The 23799-nt window shown below is 46.5% G+C and carries 24 protein-coding genes; 4 read left to right on the top strand and 20 right to left on the bottom strand.

Annotation, left to right across the window (positions count from 1 at the left end):
• Positions 1–18 precede the first annotated feature (18 nt).
• The 6 genes from EIZ58_RS26895 to EIZ58_RS26870 all read right to left on the bottom strand — a co-directional run bounded on the left by EIZ58_RS26895 (position 19) and on the right by EIZ58_RS26870 (position 6381).
• Complete coding sequence (locus EIZ58_RS26895) at positions 19–582, bottom strand: helix-turn-helix domain-containing protein (RefSeq protein WP_205672361.1); 564 nt, start codon at positions 580–582, stop codon at positions 19–21.
• Positions 583–610: 28 nt separating this feature from the next.
• Complete coding sequence (locus EIZ58_RS26890) at positions 611–1516, bottom strand: ABC transporter permease (RefSeq protein ID WP_134704071.1); 906 nt, start codon at positions 1514–1516, stop codon at positions 611–613.
• An 8-nt stretch (positions 1517–1524) separates the two neighbouring features.
• A complete protein-coding gene (locus EIZ58_RS26885; protein ID WP_134704070.1) occupies positions 1525–2529 on the bottom strand; it encodes an ABC transporter permease in 1005 nt (334 codons plus the stop codon).
• Between the two features lie 187 nt (positions 2530–2716).
• Positions 2717–4351: an ABC transporter substrate-binding protein gene (locus tag EIZ58_RS26880; protein WP_134704069.1), complete on the bottom strand. Its 1635-nt coding sequence runs from the start codon at positions 4349–4351 to the stop codon at positions 2717–2719.
• Between the two features lie 73 nt (positions 4352–4424).
• Complete coding sequence (locus EIZ58_RS26875) at positions 4425–5393, bottom strand: ABC transporter ATP-binding protein (RefSeq protein WP_134704068.1); 969 nt, start codon at positions 5391–5393, stop codon at positions 4425–4427.
• 19 nt (positions 5394–5412) lie between these two features.
• The gene (locus tag EIZ58_RS26870) at positions 5413–6381 is read right to left on the bottom strand and encodes an ABC transporter ATP-binding protein (RefSeq protein ID WP_134704067.1); all 969 of its coding nucleotides are present in this window, start codon (positions 6379–6381) and stop codon (positions 5413–5415) included.
• Positions 6382–6748: 367 nt separating this feature from the next.
• On the opposite strand from EIZ58_RS26870, the gene EIZ58_RS26865 reads away from it, so the two are divergent.
• From EIZ58_RS26865 to EIZ58_RS26855, 3 genes are all read left to right on the top strand, one after another.
• Positions 6749–7102 carry a DUF485 domain-containing protein gene (locus EIZ58_RS26865; RefSeq protein WP_134704066.1) on the top strand — a complete coding sequence of 118 codons (354 nt, stop codon included), beginning with the start codon at positions 6749–6751 and terminating at the stop codon, positions 7100–7102.
• Between the two features lie 30 nt (positions 7103–7132).
• A complete protein-coding gene (locus tag EIZ58_RS26860; RefSeq protein ID WP_134704065.1) occupies positions 7133–8950 on the top strand; it encodes a solute symporter family protein in 1818 nt (605 codons plus the stop codon).
• 107 nt (positions 8951–9057) lie between these two features.
• Entirely contained in the window at positions 9058–10035 is a 978-nt protein-coding gene (locus EIZ58_RS26855; protein ID WP_134704064.1) for a sodium-dependent bicarbonate transport family permease, read from the top strand.
• A 141-nt stretch (positions 10036–10176) separates the two neighbouring features.
• Here EIZ58_RS26855 and EIZ58_RS26850 read toward each other — a convergent pair whose 3' ends face one another.
• On the bottom strand, positions 10177–10548 hold the full coding sequence (locus tag EIZ58_RS26850; protein ID WP_134704063.1) for a lipopolysaccharide assembly protein LapA domain-containing protein: 372 nt from the start codon (positions 10546–10548) through the stop codon (positions 10177–10179).
• 81 nt (positions 10549–10629) lie between these two features.
• Here EIZ58_RS26850 and EIZ58_RS26845 point away from each other — a divergent pair, with 81 nt between their 5' ends.
• Entirely contained in the window at positions 10630–11226 is a 597-nt protein-coding gene (locus EIZ58_RS26845; RefSeq protein WP_134704062.1) for a beta-class carbonic anhydrase, read from the top strand.
• A gap of 31 nt (positions 11227–11257) precedes the next feature.
• Here EIZ58_RS26845 and EIZ58_RS26840 read toward each other — a convergent pair whose 3' ends face one another.
• From EIZ58_RS26840 to EIZ58_RS26780, 13 genes are all read right to left on the bottom strand, one after another.
• Positions 11258–11881 (bottom strand): fumarylacetoacetate hydrolase family protein, encoded by a 624-nt coding sequence (locus tag EIZ58_RS26840; RefSeq protein WP_134704061.1) that lies wholly within the window; start codon positions 11879–11881, stop codon positions 11258–11260.
• A 15-nt stretch (positions 11882–11896) separates the two neighbouring features.
• On the bottom strand, positions 11897–12682 hold the full coding sequence (locus EIZ58_RS26835; RefSeq protein WP_134704060.1) for an SDR family oxidoreductase: 786 nt from the start codon (positions 12680–12682) through the stop codon (positions 11897–11899).
• Positions 12683–12775: 93 nt separating this feature from the next.
• Entirely contained in the window at positions 12776–13546 is a 771-nt protein-coding gene (gene cobA, locus EIZ58_RS26830; protein ID WP_134704059.1) for a uroporphyrinogen-III C-methyltransferase, read from the bottom strand.
• Positions 13547–13601: 55 nt separating this feature from the next.
• A complete protein-coding gene (locus EIZ58_RS26825) occupies positions 13602–15128 on the bottom strand; it encodes a cobyric acid synthase (RefSeq protein WP_134704058.1) in 1527 nt (508 codons plus the stop codon).
• A complete protein-coding gene (locus tag EIZ58_RS26820; protein ID WP_134704057.1) occupies positions 15121–16497 on the bottom strand; it encodes a cobyrinic acid a,c-diamide synthase CobB in 1377 nt (458 codons plus the stop codon). Before EIZ58_RS26820 ends, EIZ58_RS26825 begins: the two co-directional genes overlap by 8 nt.
• Before the next feature lie 16 nt (positions 16498–16513).
• Positions 16514–17638, bottom strand: a complete 1125-nt coding sequence (locus EIZ58_RS26815) for a cobalt-precorrin 5A hydrolase (protein ID WP_134704056.1) — start codon at positions 17636–17638, stop codon at positions 16514–16516.
• Entirely contained in the window at positions 17635–18414 is a 780-nt protein-coding gene (gene cobM, locus EIZ58_RS26810) for a precorrin-4 C(11)-methyltransferase (RefSeq protein WP_134704055.1), read from the bottom strand. Before cobM ends, EIZ58_RS26815 begins: the two co-directional genes overlap by 4 nt.
• The gene (gene cobI / locus EIZ58_RS26805; RefSeq protein WP_134704054.1) at positions 18414–19124 is read right to left on the bottom strand and encodes a precorrin-2 C(20)-methyltransferase; all 711 of its coding nucleotides are present in this window, start codon (positions 19122–19124) and stop codon (positions 18414–18416) included. Before cobI ends, cobM begins: the two co-directional genes overlap by 1 nt.
• Positions 19121–20338, bottom strand: coding sequence for a precorrin-6y C5,15-methyltransferase (decarboxylating) subunit CbiE (cbiE, locus tag EIZ58_RS26800; RefSeq protein ID WP_134704053.1), 1218 nt, complete (start codon positions 20336–20338; stop codon positions 19121–19123). The genes cobI and cbiE overlap by 4 nt, the downstream gene beginning before the upstream one ends.
• Positions 20331–21428 (bottom strand): cobalt-precorrin-5B (C(1))-methyltransferase, encoded by a 1098-nt coding sequence (locus tag EIZ58_RS26795; RefSeq protein WP_134704052.1) that lies wholly within the window; start codon positions 21426–21428, stop codon positions 20331–20333. The genes cbiE and EIZ58_RS26795 overlap by 8 nt, the downstream gene beginning before the upstream one ends.
• A 3-nt stretch (positions 21429–21431) precedes the next feature.
• Positions 21432–22082 carry a precorrin-8X methylmutase gene (locus EIZ58_RS26790; protein ID WP_134704051.1) on the bottom strand — a complete coding sequence of 217 codons (651 nt, stop codon included), beginning with the start codon at positions 22080–22082 and terminating at the stop codon, positions 21432–21434.
• Positions 22072–22860, bottom strand: coding sequence for a precorrin-6A reductase (gene cobK, locus EIZ58_RS26785; protein WP_134704050.1), 789 nt, complete (start codon positions 22858–22860; stop codon positions 22072–22074). Before cobK ends, EIZ58_RS26790 begins: the two co-directional genes overlap by 11 nt.
• Before the next feature lie 12 nt (positions 22861–22872).
• Positions 22873–23778, bottom strand: coding sequence for a sirohydrochlorin chelatase (locus EIZ58_RS26780; RefSeq protein ID WP_134704049.1), 906 nt, complete (start codon positions 23776–23778; stop codon positions 22873–22875).
• Positions 23779–23799 lie beyond the last annotated feature (21 nt).

Below are 23799 nucleotides of genomic sequence, written 5' to 3'. Positions count from 1 at the left end.
CACCGTTCTTTTCCGTACCTAGAACATACAAGGGGTCAACACGCTTATGAGCTTGCTCTTCCCATCAAAAGGGTTAGATATTCGGTGGGGGATGTCGGAAGGAAAATGAATGGCATCTCCCTCTTTCAAATGGTATTCCTCATTTTCCACCGAGAAAATAATTTCTCCCTCCAGCACATAGTAGAATTCTTCACCAGAGTGCTGATTGAATCTTTTCTGTTCTTCCTTGGATCCAAGCTCTACGATGAGCGGATCTAGCTTTCGTTCAGGAAAAGTTCCTGCTAAATGGGTTAATATGAAAGGAGAGTAATCAATGCTGGCTCGAACCTGCTCATCCTTTCTTACTACATAATGACTTGGAGTTGTCTTCGTAAAGAAATCTGAGATGGGGATATCCAAGGCCACCGCAATTTTTTCTAGAGATGCGATGGCTAAGGAAGATGTACCACGTTCAACCTGAGACAAGAAACTAACCGATAAGCCCGTCATTTCACTCAACTCTTTGAGTGACATCCTTTTCTCTGTTCTCAATTCCCTTATCCGTTCGGATATGTTTGTCAGGGTATCACTGCCACTTGCCATATCCAACCACTCCTCACCTTACTCGCTTCTAGTTTTTCATTCGCGGATCTAGCACGTCGCGTAATCCGTCCCCAATTAAGTTGAACCCTAATACCGTAAGCATGATGGACAACCCAGGGAAAATAACCGTCCAAGGGGCTAACTGAATAAATTGTCTAGAGTCTGCCAGCATCTTGCCCCACTCTGGTTCGGGAGGCTGTGCTCCCATTCCTAGGAAACCAAGTGCAGCTGCTTCTATTATCGCCGTTGCAATACCTAACGTTCCTTGTACAATGATAGGCGCTAAACTATTCGGTAAGATATGATGGAACAAGATGCGCTGATCCCTCATTCCTTGCGCCTTGGCAGCCATAATAAACTCTTCCTCTTTTAAACTCAGGACCTTTGCCCTTACTAATCGGCCAAAGGTGGGAATATTCACGATAGCAATCGCAATCAAGGCATTCTGTAATGATGGACCCAGGGCAGCAACAATAGCAATGGCGAGCAAAATGCCCGGGAAGGCCAACATGATATCAAAGAATCTAGAAATCACCATATCAACCCATCTGCCATAGTAACCTGCTAATATACCTAAGAAAGACCCAGCAATCATAGAGCCTATGACCGAGAAGGTACCGACCCAAAGGGAAATACGAGCGCCGTACAGTATCCGGGAAAAAATATCGCGTCCTAGATCATCCGTGCCAAACCAATGCTCAGCGGAAGGAGCCTGCAAGCGATTTATGAGATTTGGTTCCTTGTAATCATGTGTCGCAAGCACAGGAGCAAAAATGGCGATCGTGACAAAGAAGATGATGATAAATCCTCCAACCAAGGCCAACTTGTTCTTTTTTAATCCTTTCCAGGCATCTCTCCATGGGGAAGAAATTGGCTCTGGCTTGGTGTTAAGTTGATTATTCGTATTGACTTCAGCTGTTAATTGAGACAACATTCTCACCCCTACCTATAGTTAATTCGTGGATCAATCAAGGCATAAAGAAGATCGACAATCAGGTTAATTAAGACGAAGATGACAGCAATGATTAGAATTCCAGATTGAATGACAGGATAATCCCGAAAGCTTATGGCTTCAAAGATATATCGTCCAACCCCAGGCCAAGCAAATATAGTCTCCGTTAATACCGCTCCACCCAATAGAAGGCCTGTTTGTAGTCCAATGACCGTAACAACGGGTATGAGGGCGTTCTTCAATGCATGCTTGTAAACAACAGGAAGTTGGTTTAATCCTTTTGCACGAGCGGTACGAATATAGTCGGAACGCAAGACCTCGAGCATGCTCGAACGAGTCATGCGGGCAATAATGGCCATCGGGATGGTTCCGAGGGCGATACCTGGCAAGATCAGGTGCTTCGTAACCGTCCAAACCTGATCCCAGCGTCCTGATAGCATGGCATCAATTAAATACAAGTGCGTAATCGCTTCCACGGGATCTCTGGCGTTCATACGCCCTAACGAAGGCAACCATTTTAATTCTAAAGCAAAAATCCACTGTTCCATGAGACCTAGCCAGAAGATAGGCATCGAAACCCCAATTAAAGCAATAATCATACTCGCGTAATCAAACAGAGAATTTTGTTTCCAAGCACTTAAAATCCCTGCATTCACACCCACGAAAACGGCGATGGCCATACTGAAAAGGGTTAACTCAAGAGTGGCAGCAAGGTAAGGACCGATTTCCTGTACAATAGGTGTATTGGTTCGAATGGAATTTCCTAAATCTCCTTGGAGAAGCCTTCCCACATACGTGAAATACTGGACATAAACTGGCTTATTCAACCCGAGCTCTTCTCGCAAAGCTTCTTTCGACTCCTCTGACGCCTTATCACCTAGTATGGTTTCAGCCGGATCTCCCGGGATAGCATGAATGATGGAAAACACAATAATGGACATTCCCACTAGCACCGGAATGAGCATAAGTAAACGTCTGATGATATATGAAACCATCTTGAACAACCACCCACCTTCAAAAGACAATGTATTATAGGTTACCTTGACATAAACAAAACAGCGGGTACCCTTCCAATTCTGTCAAGCTTATGTCAAGGCAACCTTAGGACGACTGTAGTCTTGCTAGCTTCAGCAAAAAAAAAAAGAGGGAGTAGGTAGATCCCTACTACCCTCTTACCGATGATTACTCGAAGTAGACAGCTTCGTAAGACTCAGAACCCGTTGGAGAAGGAATGTATCCTTTCACGTTAGCTCCACCAGCCAATAATGGCGTAGAGTGAACGAGAGGAACCCAAGGAGCTTCTTGCTTGAAGATTTCTTGAGCCTTCTTATACAGTTCTACACGCTTTGCTTCATCTAATTCACCTTGTGCTTTAGCAACTAAATCGGAATACTCGTCATGCGCCCATTGGGAGTAGTTATTGCTTCCAATGGTCTGTTTTGCGAGAAGCGTGTAAAGGAAGTTATCAGCGTCTCCATTATCTCCTGTCCATCCAAGCATGAAGATATGGTCTTTCTCGCCTTTTTTCGCGTCGTCTAAGTATACAGCCCACTCAGGAGACTCGATCTTTGTTTTTACGCCAATCTTGTTGAACTCCGCTTGTAGTGCTTCAGCTACTTTCTTGCCATCTGGCATGTATGGACGTGCTACAGGCATGGCATAGAATACTAATTCTTCTTGAATTCCATTCGGATATCCAGCTTCAGCCAGAAGCGCTTTTGCCTTTTCTAGATCATAAGGGTAATCTTGAATGGCATCATTATATCCGAATAAGGATGGAGGCATTGGGTTCTTTGCCGGTTCAGCAAGACCTGCATAGAAAGCCTTGATCAGAGCTTCCTTATTTACAGCATGGCTCAATGCTTGACGAACCTTAGGATTGTCAAAAGGAGGCTTCTTCGTGTTAAAGCCTAGGTATCCAACGTTGAACGCAGGACGGACAAACTTTTGAAGATCTTTATTGGCTTCCAATGCAGCCAAATCGTCTGGGTTTACGCCTTCAATAAGGTCAAGTTCGCCCGCTTGAAGAGCGGTAAAACGTGCAGAGTTTTCAGGAATACTGCGTACAATGACCTTGCCCACCTTAGGATAACCTTGCTTCCAATAGTTAGGATTCTTTTCTAGCGTGATTGAATCGTTTGGCTTCCACTCTTTAAAGATGAACGCTCCCGTTCCTACGGGTTCTTTTTGGAAGTTGTCACCCTTTTCTTCTAATGCCTTAGGGCTAGCAATACTGAAAGCAGGCATTGCCAAGTTACGCAAGAAAGGGGCTTGGGTCTTATTCAAAGTAAACTGGACAGTGTACCCATCAAGGGCTTTTACTTCTTTAATCACACGGTCTTCTGGTGTACCAAAGGCACTTACGAAATAGTAGAATTGGCTCTTATCTCCAGCCAACCAGCGATTGAAGTTATACACAACAGCCTCAGCGTTAAAGTCTGTTCCATCGTGGAACTTTACACCTTGACGAAGCTTGAAGGTGTACGTTAACCCATCAGCAGACATCTCATGGGACTCAGCTAAGGATGGCTCAACATCCGTCGTACCTGGCTTATAATCTAGCAGCGTGTCGAAAACTTGTTGCGTAATCTTGATGGATTCTCCATCTGTTACAATCGCCGGGTCAAGGGCAGCCGAATCTCCACCGCGACCTACGATTAACGTGTCTTGTGCTGGCTTCGCAGGCTCAGCTCCTGGTTGTGCACTTTCTTGTGGCTTGGAAGCTTCTTGAGTTTGACTTCCGCTTCCACATCCGGCTAAGCCTAAGGATGCAGCCAACAGCATGGAAAGAGCAGAAAACATCCATTTTTTCTTCATACTTTTACCCCCTTAATGAATTTAAAAATATTAAAATATGTTATCTATAACCAGTTTTCAGAAATGAAGAAAACTAGTTATAAAGATGACACGAAACAAAATGTCCTTGACCGCCATCCCTAAATGGAGGCCGTTCCGTCTTGCAGATGTCCATTACCGCACTGCAACGGGTGTGGAATGCGCATCCCTTCGGCGCATTAGCTGGGCTTGGAACATCGCCTTGCAGAATAATTCTCTCTATCTTCGCTTCTGGATCCGGAAGTGGAACCGCAGAAAGCAGGGCTTGAGTGTATGGATGCTTGGGGCTCGCGTACAGTTGATTTTTCTCTGCCAGCTCGACGACTCTCCCCAGATACATGACTCCCACTCGATCGCAAATATGCTTTACTACACTCAGATCATGAGCGATGAAGATATAGGTAAGATCGAATTCCTTCTGTAAATCCTGAAGCAGGTTCAGCACTTGGGACTGAATCGAAACGTCTAGTGCCGATACAGGCTCATCCGCCACAATAAGCTTCGGATTCACAGCTAATGCCCTGGCGATACCAATTCGCTGGCGTTGGCCCCCGGAGAATTGGTGAGGGTAACGCTTCGCGTGATAGGCACTTAGGCCGACTACTTCAAGGAGATGTGCGACTCTTTTCTTTCTTTCTTGAGCATTCCCCATGCCATGGACAATAAGGGGCTCTTCCAAGATTTTCTCAACGGTGTGTCGAGGATTCAAAGAGGCAAAAGGATCTTGAAAGACAATCTGCATATCTCTTCGCATCCGTCGAAGTTCTTCCTTGGACATAGCTGTTACATCCTTGCCATCAAACAGCACTTGACCAGCGGTAGGTTCAATCAGACGGAGGATCGAACGGCCTGTAGTCGACTTCCCGCAACCGCTTTCACCCACCAATCCGAGTGTCTCGCCTTTACGCACCGTAAACGACACGTCATCTACGGCCTTTACTTGGCCAATTTCCTTGCCTAAAATTCCACCTTTAATAGGAAAGTACTTCTTAAGATTTTTAACTTCGAGTAATTCTTGTGCCACGTTAGCTTCTCCTCCTTCCTTATTGTTGCAGCCAGCATCGGCTCTTGTGTCCGAACTCTAGCTCGATAAGGTCAGGCATTTCTTCGCTGCACTTGCTGACCACATATTCACAACGAGGAGCGAATCGGCATCCTTTGGGCATCGAGCCTGGCGTAGGAACGTTCCCAGGGATTGAATATAATCGATCTTTATCATCATCCATTCGTGGAACAGATTGGATTAATCCTTTGGTATAAGGATGCTTGGGGTTCTTAAAGATCGTTTTTACATCTCCTTCTTCCACTACTTTGCCCGCATACATAACGACCACTCGATCACACATTTCAGCTACGACACCCAGGTCGTGAGTGATCATCATGATGGCTGCTCCGCTTTCCTTATTTAACTTCCTCATTAAATCTAGGATCTGTGCTTGAATCGTTACATCCAATGCCGTCGTCGGCTCATCTGCAATCAGTAACTCAGGATCACAAGACATCGCCATGGCAATCATGACCCGTTGCCTCATCCCACCAGACAACTGATGCGGGTATTCGTTTACAATTTGCTCCGGACGTGGAATCCCAACCTTACGAAGCATCTCGACGGCATGCTGCTTCGCCTCTTTTTTACTAAGATTCCGATGAAGACGAACCGTCTCCCCAATCTGGTCACCTATGGAATAGACGGGGTTCAGGGAGGTCATCGGCTCTTGGAAGATCATTGCAATCTCGTTTCCTCTTATCTTCCTCATGCGTTTTTCCGTAACTTGTACTAGATCCTCCCCTTTAAATACCATTGATCCGCCAACGATCTTTCCTGGAGGGTTCGGAACCAGACGCATTACAGATAAGGATGTAACACTCTTCCCACATCCGGATTCACCCACGACACCAAGCACTTCACCTTTTTTTATGTAAATATCTACACCATCTACTGCCGGCACTTCGCCATGATCGGTAAAAAAGTGGGTGCGTAATCCTGAGATTTCTAATAATTTTTCTGACACATGCACACCTCTTCCAAACATTCTGCAAGTTTCATAAGAACACTCACTTGTATTAAAGTGTTACTGCACGAAATCGTATCTATTTCCTATAATACTGAATATTTTCGAATTACAATTGTGATTTTAGCACCATATTCGTAGTATTGTAAAGAAAAAATTACCTACAATTTTAAATCCTTCCTTTTTTGTTTATAGATTAAATACTTTTATTTCGGTCCTATTCAATGTTAAAAAAACTGTTTTTCATACCGTTTACACATTATTAACGACATAATACGCAGACTTGTTGCAAAAATAACTACTTTGCAAATATACTCGACTTAAGCGCTTACATAGTAAGTGGAGGAAATCTAAGGGAGGTTGCATTATGGCGACTGCACAAGTGAATAAAAATGTAGTCAAGCAAGTCCATGCAGGGGGACAGGATCCTTCATTGACGACAACATTCGTGACAGCACAAGAGATGGCACTTGTCGAGAAATCGTTTCAAAAGCAGAAAAAACTAAGCTTTACATTCGGGTTTTACTTCTTCCTAATCACCTTGCTTGTTCCCACACTCAGCATCACATCCGAATGGTGGTACGCAAAACCAATCTTCATGGGCCTTTCACTCAACTTCTGGAACACCTTGCTCTTATTTCATATCTTCTATTGGATCCTAGCCTATGTATTTGTAAAGAAAGCCAACATCCTTGAAGATGAACTTAAAAATCTAAAATAAAAATAAGCCTTAGGGAGACGGGGGTTTTATATGTTAAATACTACAGCTGTATTCATGGTGTTTATGCTCGTAGCAGTCACCATTGGTATTTCCATCTACACTAGAAAGTTCAATTCCAATACCGCAAACTTTTATTTAGCTGGCCGTAAAGTCGGTATGCTAACCAACTCTACCGCCATTTGTGGAGACTATTTCTCCGCCGCTTCCTTCTTAGGGGTTGCAGCAGCAGTTTATGCTTCTGGCGTAGACGGAATGTGGTATGCGATTGGTTTTGGAGCCGCTTTCGTACCTGTTGTACTATTCATCGCTAGTCCACTGCGTAAGTTTGGAGAATACACGATTCCTGACTTCCTATTTGCCCGTTTCGGTAAAAGCCATGTGGCACGAATCATCGGCGTAATCTTAGTGCAATTAATCTGTATCTTTTATCTTGCTCCGCAAATGGTTGGTGCCGGTAACACATGGAACGTACTAGTAGGATTAGGATTCTTCGGATTAACTCCATACCAAACCGGGGTTCTTGCCGTAGTAGCCGTCATGATCTTCTATGTAGCTGTCGGTGGTATGAAAGGTACAACATGGAACCAGATGATCCAGTTCTGGGTATTGTTTACCGCTATGTTCCTTGTCTTTATCCTTGTTCTAGTGAATGGTGTCGGAAACTATGCTCAAGAAAGAAGCGTATTGACCAACCCTACTTCTATGACAGTCGAAAAACTGATGGCTGGCGAAGAAGGAAAACGTGCTTATGATAAAGCAAAGGCAACCATGAGTCCTGAAGCTTTTGCTAAAGTGGAAGAAAAAGTTCAAGCGGGTGATCCTTCCGCAACTGTTGCTATCGTACTACCACAAACCAACAAACTTCATCCTGACCGTGAAATGACATTCCAAGAGCCTGGACACCGCTATGACTGGTTGAATCAATTCTCCATGGTATTAGCCCTTGTTCTTGGGACGATGGGACTTCCCCACATCATGAACCGTTATTACACGAACCCATCTGGTAAAGTGGCTCGTTTGACTACGCTTTGGGTACTAGGATTTATCTCCTTCTTCTATGTCATGAGTTCTGTTGTCGGTTGGGGTGGAAGATCCATCATCTCTCAACGAGTTGCAGAGGATCCAAGCATACAAGCTCTAACCGTTGACGGCTTGCTTACTAAATCAGATCAGATCATGCCTATTCTAGGTAAACTATTATTCGGTGAATTTGGGCTTGGCTGGGTAGCTGCTGGTGCTTTTGCCGCGATGTTCTCTACTGTTGGCGGATTGCTGATCGCTTCTGCAGCTTCTTGGGGCCATGATATCTATGAAAAATACGTGAACCCTAACGCTCCGGACTGGAAAAAAGTATTGGTAGGTAAAGTTGCCGTTGTTGCTATGGGGCTGGTTTCCCTACTTGTTGGCTTCGCTATTCCTGCTCTAGGCTTGGATAAAGCTTACCCATCCTTAATTGCGATGATGGTTACATGGGCTTTCGCGGTATCCGGAGGAGCTTTCGTTCCGATGCTGATCATGTCCATCTGGTGGAAGAAGACGACTCGAAATGCGGCTATCGCTGGTATGTTCGTGGGTGGTTTTGGAAGCATGGCCTTTATCCTCATGAATATTCTAAAGGAGACTGGCGTATTTGCTCCTGGAAGCTTCGGTGCGACCCTGGGTGCAATGGCTTTCCCTTCCATTTTCATTATTCCTTTAAGCTTCTTGACCATCTACCTTGTTAGTATTCTTGATAAAAACGAACAACCTGTATATGTTAATAGCATCTGGGCACGTATCCATGGTTCCGATGACCTATCTGAGCGCGTTAGAAACCAAATGCAAGAGGCTGACGCAAAAGTATCATAATGCTAAAAAGCTGGACTTTACTGTCCAGCTTTTTTCTTTTCCTGAATGGGTCATAATAAGATATATCTAGACATATTTCTACTTCATTCCAAACAGGGAGGCCTTTCGTGCAACAAGTTATTGATATTGCATATGCAAATCTTTTATCACCGATGATTCTTTTCTTTATTCTCGGAATCATTGCCGTACTGGTCAATTCCGACTTGAAAGTTCCATCTGCCTTTTATACAGGGTATACCATGATAATCCTATTTACCATCGGGATTAAAGGAGGGGTAGAGTTAAAACATGTTCCCTTCTTATCGATGCTTCCTGCCGTTATTGCCGCGCTGACCCTGAGTTTTCTAATGCTAGCTGTAACCTTTCTGCTACTGCGTTATGTTTATCGCTTCTCACTTGATGATTCCACGGCTATCGCCGCTCACTATGGTTCGGTAAGCGCAGTGACCTTTGTTGCGGCATTAGGTTTCCTAGACAAGCTCAATATTCATTACGAAAGCTATATTGCCGCCATCCTAGTCATTATGGAAGGACCTGCCATTGTGACAGCTATTGTTCTCAATCGCGTGCTTTCTTCCGAAAAAAAGCATCAAGGAAGCTTAAACCATGTATTTAAAGAAGCATTTTTTGGGAAAAGTATTTTCCTTTTATTAGGAGGGATGATTATTGGTCTAATTGCTCACCAAGAAGGGATTGCCAAGATCAAACCTTTATTCGGAGATTTATTCTACGGCTTCTTATGTATCTTCCTTTTACATATGGGAATGATTGCTACGCAGCAGCTCAGGGCACTCCAGAACATCAACCTGATTTCGTTTTCCTTCGCTTTTTTCCTGCCATTATTCGGGGGGATTGTTGGGGTATTAATTGGAACCTTTATCGATATGTCGGTTGGCGGCGTTACGATGCTTGCAACCTTAGCGGCCAGCGCCTCTTACATCGCGGCTCCAGCAGCAGTAGAACAGGCGATACCCGAGGCGAATTCGGGTCTGTATATTGGTTCCGCTCTTGGATTAACCCTTCCTTTTAACTTGATTGCGGGAATACCCTTTTACTTTTGGTTGGCCAACTATATGGTTGCTTAATATTCGTTTTCATGCCCTCATATCGCTTGGATGGGATGAGGGCATGAAATCAATTGGCAGCTCTGCAGCTCTATTCATACCATTTAAGTTTATGATTCCTCCATCTTGACTCTCCACCAGTTTCAGTACATCATACATCAGCTATGATTCTCCATTAGGTTTCGGAGCCGTTTCAACGTACTTTTTTTCAATGTGCTGTTCCCCTATATTCCCCTCTTCCATTTTCTCTCCCGTATCCGTTATACTTAGAGATGTCTTATCCTTTTCCTTCCAAGTTGCAATCTCCTTCTTCAGTTTACTGATTTCCCATTGCAATGTATATTGTCGAAAAATGCCCAATAAACCGACCACTAGTCCTCCTAGGAGGGCTGAGCCCAAGATAACAATAATTAATGGGATCTCGGCTAAGCCTAATAGATAGTGCACGGTAACCGGTGCCACATTAGCCACAGCGAATACAGCAACTAGCAAAGCAAATAACAAGCCTAAAATAAGGCTCCACTGAACTTTCATTGTACCAGCTCCAAACTCGTTTCTTATATCCTACCATTCATAAAAATAAATAAAAGATTGTGGAGAGAGGAAGTCAAAAATATGACTAGTATGAAGGATATTTTAGATTATAATCATAGCTTTGTAGAGAATGCGGAGTATGAAAGATTTCGCACGACAAAATTTCCGGATCGCCGGATGGTCATCCTGACCTGTATGGATACGCGATTAATCGAGTTGCTTCCACATGCAATGGGCTTCAAAAACGGGGATGTAAAGATTATTAAAAATGCCGGGGCGATTGTTTCCCATCCTTTTGGCAGCATCATGCGAAGCATCCTGGTTGCCATCTACGAACTGAACGCCCAAGAAGTTTGTGTGATTGGTCATCATGATTGTGGGATGACAGGACTGCATTCTTCCTCTATTTTAGAAAAGATTAAAACTAATGGAATCTCCCAAGAACGGATCGACATCTTAAGCCATGCGGGAGTGGATTTAACCAAGTGGCTAACCGGCTTTGAGAATGTAAAAGAAGCCGTGACCAACAGTGTTCGCATGATTCAGAACCATCCTTTGCTGCCTTCTAGGATCCCAGTTCATGGACTCATTATTCACCCTGAAACGGGAAGATTAGATTGGGTGGTCAATGGCTATCCTGTGGAAACAGAACAGAAAGAGGCTCAACCCCTGGATTAACATCCAGAGGGATAAGCCTCTTTTGTTTTATCTACAATGAAATTTTGCATTCTCCAAGCGTCTCTTCACCCCAACGAAGGGATAGGTGATCGCCGTGAGCAATCGCTCCAACGCCTGCAGGGGTACCGGTATAAATGATATCCCCCTCACTTAAACCAAAATGCTCTGCCACAAAATCAATTTGAGTTTGCAGAGAAAAAATCATGTCTTCCACATTGCCGTTTTGAACGCGCTCCCCATTCTTCCATAAAGAGAAATTCGTCTTTTTTAAGCTTTCCTCCCCAGGGAAAGGAATAAATGGCGTGATCACAGCAGAGTTCGGAAATCCTTTGGCTAGCAGCCAAGGCAACCCTTTTTTCTTTAACTCTCCTTGCACTTCTCTAAGTGTAAAATCAATTCCGATTGCCATCTTATCTACAATCTCATCAACACTTAGGCCCAACTTGTACGGCTTTCCGATGTGAATGACTAACTCCACTTCATAGTGAACTTCACCTCTGTTACTAGGCAGTTGGATCTCCTGTCCCGTAGCTTGGATTAAAGCATGGGTAGGCTTCGTAAACAGAAACGGAGAAGTGGGAACCTCATTGTTTAACTCCTTAGCGTGCATTACGTAGTTTCGCCCTACGCAGTAGATATTTTGAATGGAATTCATAAGCATCTCCTATCTTTAAATCGATTTTACCTTGCCACCATCAATGAGGAAAGATCCTCCCGTCATATACGTGCAGGCGTCAGAAACTAAAAAGGTGACGACCTTTGCCAGCTCTTCAGGCTCTCCATATCGTCCTAGCGGAATCTGGTTTCGGGCCTGCTTGACCATGGCTTCATAGGTTAGACCTGCTTTTTTTGCACTCATTTCGTCAATCTGAACCACACGATCTGTATTGATTCGCCCAGGGGCAACCGTGTGGATTAAGATGTTGTAGGGAGCTAGCTCTTCCGCTAGAGACTTGGTTAATCCGACAATTCCAGGTCTTAGCGTGTTCGAGAGGGTTAACCCTGGAATCGGTTCCTTAATGGAAGAAGAAGCAATATTAATAATGCGTCCTCCTTCTTGCTTCAAATAAGGAAGCACTTCCCGTATCAATCGAATGTAGCTCAGAAGATTCAGCTCAAAGGCTTGCAGCCATTGCTCGTCTGTTAACTCGTCGAAAGTTCCCCCAGGAGGCCCACCCGTATTATTGATAAGAATATCAATTTTTCCATATGTATCGCGAGTTTGCTGCACTAGCTTTTGAATATCTTCTAGCCTTCGAATGTCTGCAGGAAAATAAGAAACCTGACCTACGCCCAGCTCTCCCAATTCCTCCTGAACCATTTTAAGCTTGTCTGCATCCCGGCTCGTTATCATTACAGATGCTCCCTCTTTCAGGAGCTGTGTGGCAATGGCCTTACCTAAGCCTTGACTGGAAGCAACAACCAAAGCAACTTTATTTTTCAAGTTAAGATCCATGTTTCATCCCCCCACGTTTATAGTAACAAGATTCAAATATTTGTCAATAAAGAAAAGAAAAGAAAAGACTGTCGAGTGGAACTCAGACAGTCTTTAGCTTGTGGATAAAGCTTCTTTATTTTCTCGAAACCACTTTATTTTTTCCCGGATCGCGACGACTTCTCCAACAATGATGATGGCAGGGTTCGTAATCTCACTTCCCTCCACAATCTCTTGGATATTGTCTAGCGTGCCGATTACGGTTAGTTGCTGTGCCGTAGTCCCCCAAGAAATAACTGCGACTGGCGTTTGTGGGGAACGACCATATTTCATAAGCTGAGAACAAATATGAGGGAGATTGGCGACTCCCATGTAAAAGGAAATCGTATCGATTCCCCTGGCAAGTGCTTTCCACTTTTCCTCTGAGTCATCCTTATCCACACCCATATGGCCCGTTACCATAGCAAACGTGGAGCCGTACTCGCGATGCGTTACCGGGATTCCTGCATAGGCTGGGACAGCTATTCCGGAGGTGACGCCAGGAACGATTTCGTACTCAATGCCATTGGCAGCTAAGGTCTCGGCTTCTTCTCCCACCCGACCAAATACGCAAGGATCTCCGCCTTTTAAGCGTGTCACCATTTTTCCTTCCATGGCTTTCTCCACAAGCAATTGATTGATCGCTTCTTGTCGCAGGGTATGATTATCAGGCAGTTTGCCGCAATAGATCAACTCAGCCTCTTCTTTTTTATGGTCGAGCAAGGCAGGGTTAGCGAGCCGGTCGTAAACAATAACATCAGCTATCTGGATACATTCTAACCCTTTCAATGTAATCAACTTCGGGTCTCCAGGTCCTGCCCCCACGAGATAAACTTTACCTTTCATGTTTTACGCTTCCCTTCTAGGCAGATAAATCTCCCAAATTACCTGATAATTATATTTATAATACCTTAGTTGAACGGTTATGGCACTGGAAACTTTTCATTAACTGTTCAATTTGGCCCATCTTTAAGTGTTTTCGAACATGTTGGGCTAATTGTTCAAATCCTTTTTCGCGAAGTTCATTAAAGGAAACCCTTTGGCTGAACGGAGCAAGCCCCTTCTTCAGGCGAAGATCATTGAGCAGGGCGTGACGGAAGGAGTCATTATGAAAGATTCCGTGAAAATAAGTGCCCATTACATCATGTTGGTCGTTCATGCCGCCTTCCACTCGATTCTCCATCTCAACAAAAGAAGACAAGGGTGCTATAGCAGTGGATTGGCCCATGTGAATCTCGTACCCGATCACTTCCATCTTGATGCCTTTATACCTAACGATACCTTGGGATAAGGTCGTCACTTTTTTCTTTTCTAGGGTCGTCTCGATCGGAAGTAATTGTAATCCTGGGATCTCACCACAGAGGGACTCGACTTCGTAAGGATCACGGATAAGGGCACCCAGCATTTGGTATCCTCCACACACTCCTACGATGACACTCTGGTGTGTTTCACGCAGTGCCAGTAGACGCTGATCAAATCCCTCTTGTTTTAGATATTGAAGATCTTCAATGGTATTCTTACTGCCCGGCAGGATTATCAGATCGGGTTCTCCTAGTTCCTCTGCTCTCGTCACAAAACGCAACTGACAATCCTCTTCGACAAAAAAAGGATCCAGATCGGTAAAGTTGGAAATGCGGGGGTACTGAATAACGGCTATATCCAGGTCTCTTTTTTGCTGCGGCCTGCCTCGATACTGTTGAAGGATTAAGGAATCCTCTGCATCAATATATAGATTGTGAATATAGGGGACTACGCCGAGAACCGGTTTTCCTGTGTACTCCTCGAACCAATCCAACCCGGGCTGCAGCAGGGACAAATCTCCTCGGAATTTATTAATAATCACGCCAATCACGCGGTCGCGATCTTCTGGCTCTAAGAGCTGCAACGTCCCTACTAGGCTCGCAAATACGCCGCCCCGCTCAATATCGGCAACAAGAATGACAGGAGCCCCTGTCATTCTAGCCACTCTCATATTCACCATTTCCCGATCATTTAAGTTGACTTCCGCAGGACTTCCTGCCCCCTCAATGACAATTCTATCATAATTCTTCGCGAGACGTTCATAAGCTTCCTCGATCAGCTTCAGTCCAATTGGAAAAAATTCGCTTCGATAGGCCTTTGCCTTCATATTCTGGTAAGGCTCTCCATGAACGACAATCTGCGATTCATTTTCTCTGGTTGGTTTAATTAAAATTGGATTCATGTCGGTTGTAGCTAAGATTCCTGCTGCCTCTGCCTGCACTCCTTGAGCCCTGCCTATCTCTTTTCCGTCTACAGTGATGTAGGAATTCAAGGCCATATTCTGCGATTTAAAGGGAGCCGTACGAAAACCATCTTCAGCAAAGATGCGGCACAAGGCCGTAACTAGAACGCTTTTTCCCGCATCTGAGCTTGTTCCTTGAATCATCAGAGATAATGCTCTAGACATGAGCTTTTACCTCCAAGCACTTCTCAATCCAATTCTTGACGATCTGCGGATTGGACGCAAAATGGAAATGGGTATAGCCTGCTACCAGATTATCCTGAAGCACTCCCTCCGACTTCGTTCCTCTGAGCCCTTTGGTTTCGTAAGCAAACTCCACTTCCCCATCCGTCGAGAACGTCGAGTAATGAAATTCATGTCCCTTCGCCTGGGTGTCTGGACCAAGCAAGAAGTTACCTTCCACGCCTGTAATCTCCCTGTAGCCAAGAGCGGATAAACGCTTTTGCATCGTGACTTTTCCAGGAATGATCCCCACCATAGGATAGCATGCCCCTGATGTGGTTACGAGTTCTTCCGTAAGGAACATAAATCCTCCGCACTCTGCTAGTGTAGGAACTCCTTTTTGAATGGTCGTGCGGAAGGAATCCAGCACTTCCTTATTGGAAGCCAGCTCCGCTGCAAACTCCTCAGGAAAGCCTCCACCGATGTATAAGCCATCCGCCTCTTCCGGCACGCTCTCCCCTGCTAAAGGGGAAAAGTACACGCACTTGGCTCCGTAGGCCTGTAGCAGTTCCAAATTCTCTGGATAATAAAAATGGAAAGCTGGGTCCTTTGCAACCGCAATGGTTACACGCGGTTCATCCTCTCTCTGCTCAAATAGGCAGGACTCAGCTTGCAAAAGAGGAGCCTGGGAGGCGATCTTCATGACTTCGTCTAAATCAATCGTGGCCGAGACGAGATCGGCCAAACGTTGAAACAAGGGATTGAGCTCCCCTCTTTCAATAGAAGGAACAAGTCCAAGATGACGTTCCGGAATTTCCACCTCTTCTTCTCGTTTGAGGTAGCCTAATACCGGAATCCCGCACTCCTGTTCAATGGCTGCCTTCACGATGCGAAAGTGTCCTTCGCTTCCGACTTTATTCGCAATCACGCCGGCAATGCGAGTCTCCTCGGATAAGCATTGAAATCCTTTCACCACGGCTGCGACACTCCGCGCCATACTCTGGCAGTTTACCACCAGAATCACTGGACTTTCTGTCAGCATGCTAATCTCGGCCGTACTTCCTTTGTTGCTGGTCGCTTCTTTCCCATCGTAAAATCCCATTACGCCTTCAATAATGGAAATGTCCGCTCCCTCGCTGCCTCTTTGGAAGATTTCTTTTAGCGTCTCGTGAGGGAGCATCCAGCTATCCAGGTTTCTCGATGCCCTTCCGGTCACAGCCGTATGGTAGGTGGGATCGATATAGTCTGGACCGCATTTGAAGCCTTGGACCTGATATCCTTTACGTTGTAAAGCAGCCATGAGGCCTATGGTTAAGGTGGTTTTTCCCGCACCGCTCCCCGTTCCTGCCAACACGATTCTTTTTTGTGCCAACTTGATTTCCCCCCGCCTAGGTAAACGACATGATCCCAACGGAAATCGTCACATTACCTGACTTCTTTTTGTTCATCAACAATTGATCGTTCCGGCTATAGAGCTTCGCCGCCGGTTCACTTACCCCATAGGCGCCTGTATATTTAAAGACCGTTTCCGATGGATCCTCGATAGGGACGCTATTGAGTTCGTCTGGAGCATAGGTTGCAAATTCCCAGCCATACTTTTGAGTGACAGCCAGCAGCCCTTCTTCATCTTTCTTTAAGTCGATCGAACAAATAGCTCGTACGCTACGAATGGAAACTTGCAGCTCATCCAAGGTTTCTTTAATCACCGCTTCAATTTCCTCAGCCGATGTTCCACGATTGCAGCCCATGCCAAGCACCACAACCTTAGGTCGGTAAAGAACCCCGTTTTCCAGGATAGCTTGCTCCTCGGGTCTTAAAAGTCGATGAGAAACAACCAAGGCGGCTTGCGGCTCCGCCTCTCTTGCTTCCTGTATCGTGGCATAGACCTTCAAATTCTCCGGCATGGCGGTATCATGCATCCACCAGTCTTTTTCTCCCGATTCCTGTACGATGGCCACATGTTCTTCATTGACGACCGAAGCACTCACAGGCGTCAGCTTGTCCGCTGAATCCCATTCCCAGCCAAAGCGTCTTCCGAACAGATCTACGGGTATCGTCTTTTGCACATCGGAAGCGGTCGTAATGATCGGTCTAGCCCCCATCGCGGCCGCCACTTCACGCGCCAGCTCGTTAGCTCCCCCTAAGTGACCCGATAATACGCTGATGACATTTTCTCCTTTATCATCGATGACCACGATGCCTGGATCCGTTTTCTTATCCTGCAGCAGCGGGGCAATCATTCGAATTACAGCACCTAAGGAAATGATAATAATTAGACCCTTATAGGCGGGCCAGAGCGCAGGGAAAAGCAAGCGCACACTTCCGCTGAATAGCTGGATGTGTCGGGATGCTTCATCTCCCCGCTCAAACTTGCTCATGTAATAAAGATCCGCATGGGAAAACTTCTGGTGAAGACCTCGCGCCAGTTCCACCCCATGCTTCGTGATGGCAATGATCGCATAATCGCCCTTCTTGGCAATCTGAGGGATTTCGCCTTCTTTGAGCTCGATCATGGATTGGTCACACCCCTGCGGAAACCATGAGTAAATTCTTTATCATACAGTTTGGAACGGTACTCTTCTTTCTCATAGATATCTGGATCCAATGCCCATCCCGCCAGAATCATCGCATGGGAGCGAATGCCATTGGCACGCATGTCATCATCTAGGTTCTTGAGCGTCGTTCTTACGATCAACTGATCCGGCCAAGTCGCTCGCTGTACCACGGCCACCGGCGTATCTTCGCTCCAGCCCGCTGCCACCAATTCTTTGACCACCTTCTTCGTCAGAGTCGCACTTAAAAATAAGGCAATGGTACAATGATGGGAGGCAAGGTCTTGCAGCTTTTCCCGCTCCGGTACCGGCGTTCTTCCTTCAGCACGGGTTAAGATCAAGGTCTGAGTAAGATCTGGAATCGTTAATTCCGCTCCCACAGCCGCCGCGGAAGCAAACACGGAGCTGACTCCTGGTATGACTTCGTAGCCTACTCCTTTTTTCTTTAACAACGCCACCTGCTCCATGGTCGCGCCATAAACCGAGGGATCGCCCGTGTGGAGACGGATGACCTTTTTCCCTTGCTGCAGCCGATCCACGATGATGTCTACCATTTCTTCCAAAGCCATCCCTGAGCTTTTTAAGATCTCCGCTCCCACTTTTGCCTTGGCCACCAATTCATCATTCACAAGCGAGTCGGTATACATGACGACATCCGCTTCCTGTAGGAGCTTCAAGCCCTTAACTGTAATCAAATCGGGGTCCCCAGGTCCTGCGCCAACAATATATAATTTCATTATTTTCTCACCACCATTAATGTAAGATATTCGAGCTCTGCTCGCTCTAATTCGCGCACATCTCTCCAGATCATTTCCTCTGGGGAAGTGACCTTGGTTACGACAGATGCCTTATCCGTCAAGTCCAAATCTCTTAAAATCATCAAAATCGTATCTAGCACTTTCGCCACTTTAATGAAGATCACACAATCATGCTCTTCGATAGCTTTGCGCATGGATTCTACATCATCGGTGGCTGGAATGATTCCGATCCGTTCGTCCCCGTCAGCCAGCGGCAAGCCCAATTGGGAGGCGGCCCCTAGGAAAGAAGAAATACCCGGCACCGACTTTACTTCCACTTCTGGATGCAGCTCCTTCATGAGCCTCATCATATGGATAAAGGTGCTATAAAACATCGGATCTCCCTCGGTGACAAACGCCACATCATGCCCTTGCTCCAAGTACTCCCAGACAATCGCCACCGTTTTGGTCCATTCCCGCTCCAAGATCTCCTGATCCTTCGTCATCGGAAAAACTAACCCCAGCATCTCTTTCTCGTCTTGGTTCACGTACATTTCCATAATGCGGTGGGCATAGCTTTTGCTTCCCATTCTTTTTTTCGGGTAAGCAATCACCGGTGATTCTTTTAAAATGCGAAAAGCTTTTACGGTAATCAGCTCGGGATCTCCAGGCCCTACGCCAACCCCATATAACGTTCCTAACTTGCTCATTTCTTGTCCTCCTCTAAGCGCTTAGCCGTGATGATATAGATCGGATTGAGTCCCTCGAAACGGGTCATATTCAGAATGGGTTTGCTGCGGGAGACTTGAGCCAGGATCACATCCGTGGAAAACCCTTCTCGGCTAAAGGCCTGCATCGCTTCATACAAATTCTCAATCGTCGCCGCATTCAGCACGATACGTCCGTCGGGCTTCAAGCGGGTACAGCAGATATGAAGCAGCTCGCCCATCTCTCCGCCTGTACCACCTAGAAAAACGGCGTCCGGATCGGGAAATTGGTCCAGTCCTTCGGGGGCCTTCCCAAGCAGCACAGTCAAATCCGCACGAAACTTCTGCATGTTCGCTTTGCAATTTTCCAAATCCCCTTCGTTTTTCTCGATGGCGTACACCGCTCCCTCTCGCGCGATCTTCGCTGCCTCGATGGCCACGGAGCCTGTACACGTTCCGATATCCCACATGACACTGTCTGGCTTCAGGCTTAATTGCGCAATACTGAGAACACGTACCTCTTTTTTCGTAATTAAGCCTTTGTCCGGCTTGCGCTGGGCAAACTCTTCATCTGAGATTCCTAGTGGCCAAACCGGGGATGGGCCTTTCCTTTTTAAAACCACCACATTCAATTCCGCGAAAGGCTGGTCCAGCATGTCTTCGAGGGAGTACCAGCCGGTCTTTTCTGCCGAGCTTCCTAGATTTTCTCCAACAAAAGCTTCATACTCCGTCATGCCAAAGGAAAGAAGGTATTTGGCAATTTCACTCGGGCTGTTGTCTTTATCCGTCAGCAAGGCTACCTTTTCTTTCCCATCGATTCGTTGAGCGAGCCCTTTTATGCTTCTTCCATGAACACTCGTAATATAGGCATCCTGCCAGGAATCTCCCATTCTAGCAAAAGCAAGCTGGATCGAGCTTGCATGAGGATAGATTTCCACCTTGCATTTCTTGGCGAGATAGCCGCCAATTCCATAAAACAAAGGATCTCCTGAAGCGAGAACAACGGTCGAACGAGAATCCGTCTGGAGTCTCTCCACGAGAGAAGACAAACCACCCTTGATCACCACTTTTTCGCCTTGATAATCGGGGAAAAATTCGAGGTGACGTTCTCCCCCAATAAGTACTTCGCATTCCAAGATCCAGTTCAGATACTGAGGAAGCAGACTTTCTGTCCCGTTATCTCCGATGCCTATAATTTTGATATGGTTGTTATCCATCTATCGTCATCCTTCCTAACAGCTCACCCTTCAGCGTGGTAAGAATCGTTTCTATTTCTACTCCGCCCTTGACCTCCTGCAACCCCTTGCGGCAACAATATTCACTCAGCTTCTGGAAAAAGGAGTTGTAGCCTTTTTCTTTCATGAGGTCTCCTACTTGGGAAGCCGTATTCGCTCCTAGGATGTCATCGACTAAATCTTCAGGTACCCCCGACTCCCTAGCCACTTGAGCCAAAAACCCGAAATCCACAGGTGCGCTCTTGGAATGCACCATCATGACTCCTTGAGCCACTTTAGAAAATTTGCCCATCATCCCTACCAGCGTAATTTTCCTTGCATTCTTTCTTTTGCATTGGAGAAGGGAAAAGCCGACAAAGTCTCCCATCTCGATAAATGCCTCTTCTGGGAGCTCCGGATAAAGCTCCATGGCATATTTTTCGCTTCTTCCTCCCGTGGAGAGCACCAAGTGGTCGCAACCGTTGGTCATCGCGACATTAATCGCTTGAACAATACTCGCTTTATAAGCAGAGGTGGAGAAAGGAACCACGATTCCCCGGGTGCCAAGAATGGAGATTCCTCCTAGGATCCCTAGGCGGGCATTCAGCGTTTTTTTCGCCATCTCTTCCCCTTGTGGGACAGAAATGACGACCTTCACTCCCCGATGAGCATATCCATATTGCTCTAAAACCTCACGGATCGTTTCCATGATCATCTGGCGAGGAACCGGATTGATCGCGGCTTCTCCTACAGGAACAGGCAAACCCGGCTTGGTCACCCTCCCTACCCCGATACCTCCGTCCAGCTCAATCCCAGGTTCATCCTTCCATCGGACTTCTGCTAAGATAAGCGCTCCATGCGTAGCATCTGGGTCATCTCCGCCGTCTTTGACCGTTCCCGCGACCGCGGCGTCTTCCCCATACTCACTCATTTCCATCGTGAAGGTGACTTCTTTTCCAATAGGTAAAAGAATGCTGGCTTGGCTTTGGGTTTCTTGCTTGATTAAAGCCGTCAAGGCAGCTTTCGCTGCAGCGGTCGCACAGGCTCCTGTCGTATAGCCGTGTCTTAGAGGCTTCGAATCCTTTTCTTCCATGTCTTACTCCGCACGGTCAGCGAGAAGGGAGATCGCATTCAGGGCCGCAACCGTCACTGGGCTTCCGCCCTTACGGCCTAAGTTAGTAATGAAAGGAACATCGAGCTTTGCCAGCTCTTCTTTGGATTCCGCAGCCGATACGAAACCTACCGGCATCCCGATAATCAAGCCAGGCTTAGCAACCCCTTCCTTTACCAAACGAATCAGCTCAAGCAGCGCCGTCGGAGCGTTTCCGATGGCAAAAATGCCGCCTTCCGCTTCCTTAATGGCTTTTCGGATGGAGACAATCGCACGCGTGGTGTTTAAGCGCTTGGCTTCTTCCATGACATCGCGATCAGAGATGTACACCTTCACTTCTCCGCCGTATTTCTCAATGCGTTGCTTGCTGATCCCTACCTGTACCATCTGGACGTCAGCCACCACCAATTTTCCACTGCGAATCGCTTCGATTCCAGCTTGCACGGCCCGAGGGTGGAACACCAAGCTGCGTCCCAGATCAAAGTCAGCCGAGGCGTGAATGACGCGTTGAACCACAGGATATTGCTCCTCCGTAAACGGGTGTTCTCCTAATTCTTCGGTAATGATACTAAAGCTCAAATCCTCGATTTCTTGCGGTTGTACCGTGACCGGCTTAAATTCCGTCTTAAAGTCCATGTGCGACTCCTCCTTGTAACGTTTGTTTTAATTGAGTTAACACGCCATCAAACGATGAAAATTTCGTTCCGTAATCAATCTGCGGCCGGGCAATGATAATGGTTTCAATCCCCATTTCCAGGGCGGCCTCGACCTTTTCGTCTACCGCTCCCACTTTTCCGCTTTCCTTGGTAATCATGAGCGTGACTTGATACTGATCGTATAGGGCTTTATTCAATTCCTTGGAGAAAGGACCTTGCATCGCGATGATATTCTTTTGCTCGACCCCTAGCTCTTCGCATTTCTCCATATTGTCGCGCCTCGGCAGCATCCGGGCGATCAGGGTGGTTTCCGGAAGACCCAAGAGGCGTTCCGTAAACACCTTCAGCGTCTTGCTGCCCGTGGTCAACATAATGTTCCCGCGTCTTTGCGCCGCCACTTCCGCTGCTTGAGCATAGTCCTCTACAATCGTCACTTTTTCGTGGGAAGGGTAGGCTAAGTTCTCTCGCTCATAGCGAAGATAAGGGACTTCCGCCGTTTTGGCACCAGCCATCGCATTCCGGGAAGCTTCCTCCGCGTAGGGGTGGCTTGCATCGACGACGGCTTGGAACCCTTCCTGCTGAATCAACTGGGTGATCTCCTCAGCGGTCAGCCGACCGACCCGTACCGGGATGCTGGCCTCTTCGATGGCCTTTGCAGCATTATCAGTTACCACTGTGGCCAATAAGGAATAGCCTTCCTCTTTGATTTTTACCGCGAGCTCTCTCGCGTCACTCGTGCCGGCAAGAACTAGAATCATCTAAACTCCTCCTTACTTTGTCGAGATCACGTGATCGTGGTCGTGGTCGTGATCATGGTGGTGGTGATGATGGTGTCCATGGTCATGGTCATGATCGTGGTGATGGTGGTGATCGATGTGCTTCATGGCTGCAATCCGATACTGGCACGTGTCGCAGTTCATCTTCACGTCACCGCCGAGAGCTTCTATCGCTCTGTCTTTAAAAACTTCCTTCAATTGAGGGTGAAACCCGAAGTAATGAGCTAGGGTAAATTGAATCTCCGGGTATTGTTCGTTAAACTGCTCTACCATCTCTTCCATTCTCTTGATGAGTACGCCTGTGAATAGAAAATAAGGAAGAACCACGACATGCTTGGCTCCTAACCGCACACAACGGTCAACTCCTTCATCTACTAAAGGCGCTGTCACGCCCATGAAGGCTGGCTCGACCCATTTCACTTTCCCTTTTTCCCAAAATAATCTCGACATCTTGAACAAATCGCTGTTGGCATCCGGATCACTGCTTCCTCTTCCAACCAGTAGGACTGCCATTTCCGGATCCGGCTGTTCTAAGTTCAATCCACTTTCCTGCAAGCGGGAGACGAGAATAGACAGGACTTCTTCATGTATCCCGATCGGGCGTCCGTATGTAAACTTGACTTGCGGATACTTCTCCTTGATCTCATCAATGGCTGCTGGAATGTGGATCTTGGCATGGCCGGCCGCAAACAGCATCATGGGGATGACAGCCACTTCACTTGCCCCGCGTTGGACACAAGTTTCCAACCCTTGCATCAGGGTCGGACGCTCAAATTCTAAAAAGCAGGTCTCGATGATCGGCACGTCTAGCTCAGGCAATACACTTTCAACGAATGTTCTAACCTCGTCATTGCCTTCTCGATCCTTACTTCCATGTCCCACAAATAAAACAGCTTTCATCTTCTTCGCCTCCTTAGTGAT

Source organism: Ammoniphilus sp. YIM 78166 (assembly GCF_004522215.1).
In the GTDB taxonomy this organism is placed as follows: domain Bacteria; phylum Bacillota; class Bacilli; order Aneurinibacillales; family RAOX-1; genus YIM-78166.
This window is presented reverse-complemented; position numbering and strand designations above follow the sequence as displayed.

Coding starts and splice junctions, on each gene's coding strand:
- cobK (WP_134704050.1), bottom strand. CDS start 22,860: ATGATTCTAGTTCTTGCCGGCACGAGTGACGCGAGAGAGCTCGCGGTA.
- EIZ58_RS26880 (WP_134704069.1), bottom strand. CDS start 4,351: ATGAAGAAAAAATGGATGTTTTCTGCTCTTTCCATGCTGTTGGCTGCA.
- EIZ58_RS26835 (WP_134704060.1), bottom strand. CDS start 12,682: ATGGATCTTAACTTGAAAAATAAAGTTGCTTTGGTTGTTGCTTCCAGT.
- EIZ58_RS26865 (WP_134704066.1), top strand. CDS start 6,749: ATGGCGACTGCACAAGTGAATAAAAATGTAGTCAAGCAAGTCCATGCA.
- EIZ58_RS26815 (WP_134704056.1), bottom strand. CDS start 17,638: ATGATCGAGCTCAAAGAAGGCGAAATCCCTCAGATTGCCAAGAAGGGC.
- cobI (WP_134704054.1), bottom strand. CDS start 19,124: ATGAGCAAGTTAGGAACGTTATATGGGGTTGGCGTAGGGCCTGGAGAT.
- EIZ58_RS26840 (WP_134704061.1), bottom strand. CDS start 11,881: ATGAATTCCATTCAAAATATCTACTGCGTAGGGCGAAACTACGTAATG.
- EIZ58_RS26845 (WP_134704062.1), top strand. CDS start 10,630: ATGACTAGTATGAAGGATATTTTAGATTATAATCATAGCTTTGTAGAG.
- EIZ58_RS26795 (WP_134704052.1), bottom strand. CDS start 21,428: ATGGAAGAAAAGGATTCGAAGCCTCTAAGACACGGCTATACGACAGGA.
- EIZ58_RS26850 (WP_134704063.1), bottom strand. CDS start 10,548: ATGAAAGTTCAGTGGAGCCTTATTTTAGGCTTGTTATTTGCTTTGCTA.
- EIZ58_RS26780 (WP_134704049.1), bottom strand. CDS start 23,778: ATGAAAGCTGTTTTATTTGTGGGACATGGAAGTAAGGATCGAGAAGGC.
- EIZ58_RS26825 (WP_134704058.1), bottom strand. CDS start 15,128: ATGTCTAGAGCATTATCTCTGATGATTCAAGGAACAAGCTCAGATGCG.
- EIZ58_RS26885 (WP_134704070.1), bottom strand. CDS start 2,529: ATGGTTTCATATATCATCAGACGTTTACTTATGCTCATTCCGGTGCTA.
- cbiE (WP_134704053.1), bottom strand. CDS start 20,338: ATGGATAACAACCATATCAAAATTATAGGCATCGGAGATAACGGGACA.
- EIZ58_RS26860 (WP_134704065.1), top strand. CDS start 7,133: ATGTTAAATACTACAGCTGTATTCATGGTGTTTATGCTCGTAGCAGTC.
- EIZ58_RS26890 (WP_134704071.1), bottom strand. CDS start 1,516: ATGTTGTCTCAATTAACAGCTGAAGTCAATACGAATAATCAACTTAAC.
- EIZ58_RS26790 (WP_134704051.1), bottom strand. CDS start 22,082: ATGGACTTTAAGACGGAATTTAAGCCGGTCACGGTACAACCGCAAGAA.
- cobA (WP_134704059.1), bottom strand. CDS start 13,546: ATGAAAGGTAAAGTTTATCTCGTGGGGGCAGGACCTGGAGACCCGAAG.
- cobM (WP_134704055.1), bottom strand. CDS start 18,414: ATGAAATTATATATTGTTGGCGCAGGACCTGGGGACCCCGATTTGATT.
- EIZ58_RS26895 (WP_205672361.1), bottom strand. CDS start 582: ATGGCAAGTGGCAGTGATACCCTGACAAACATATCCGAACGGATAAGG.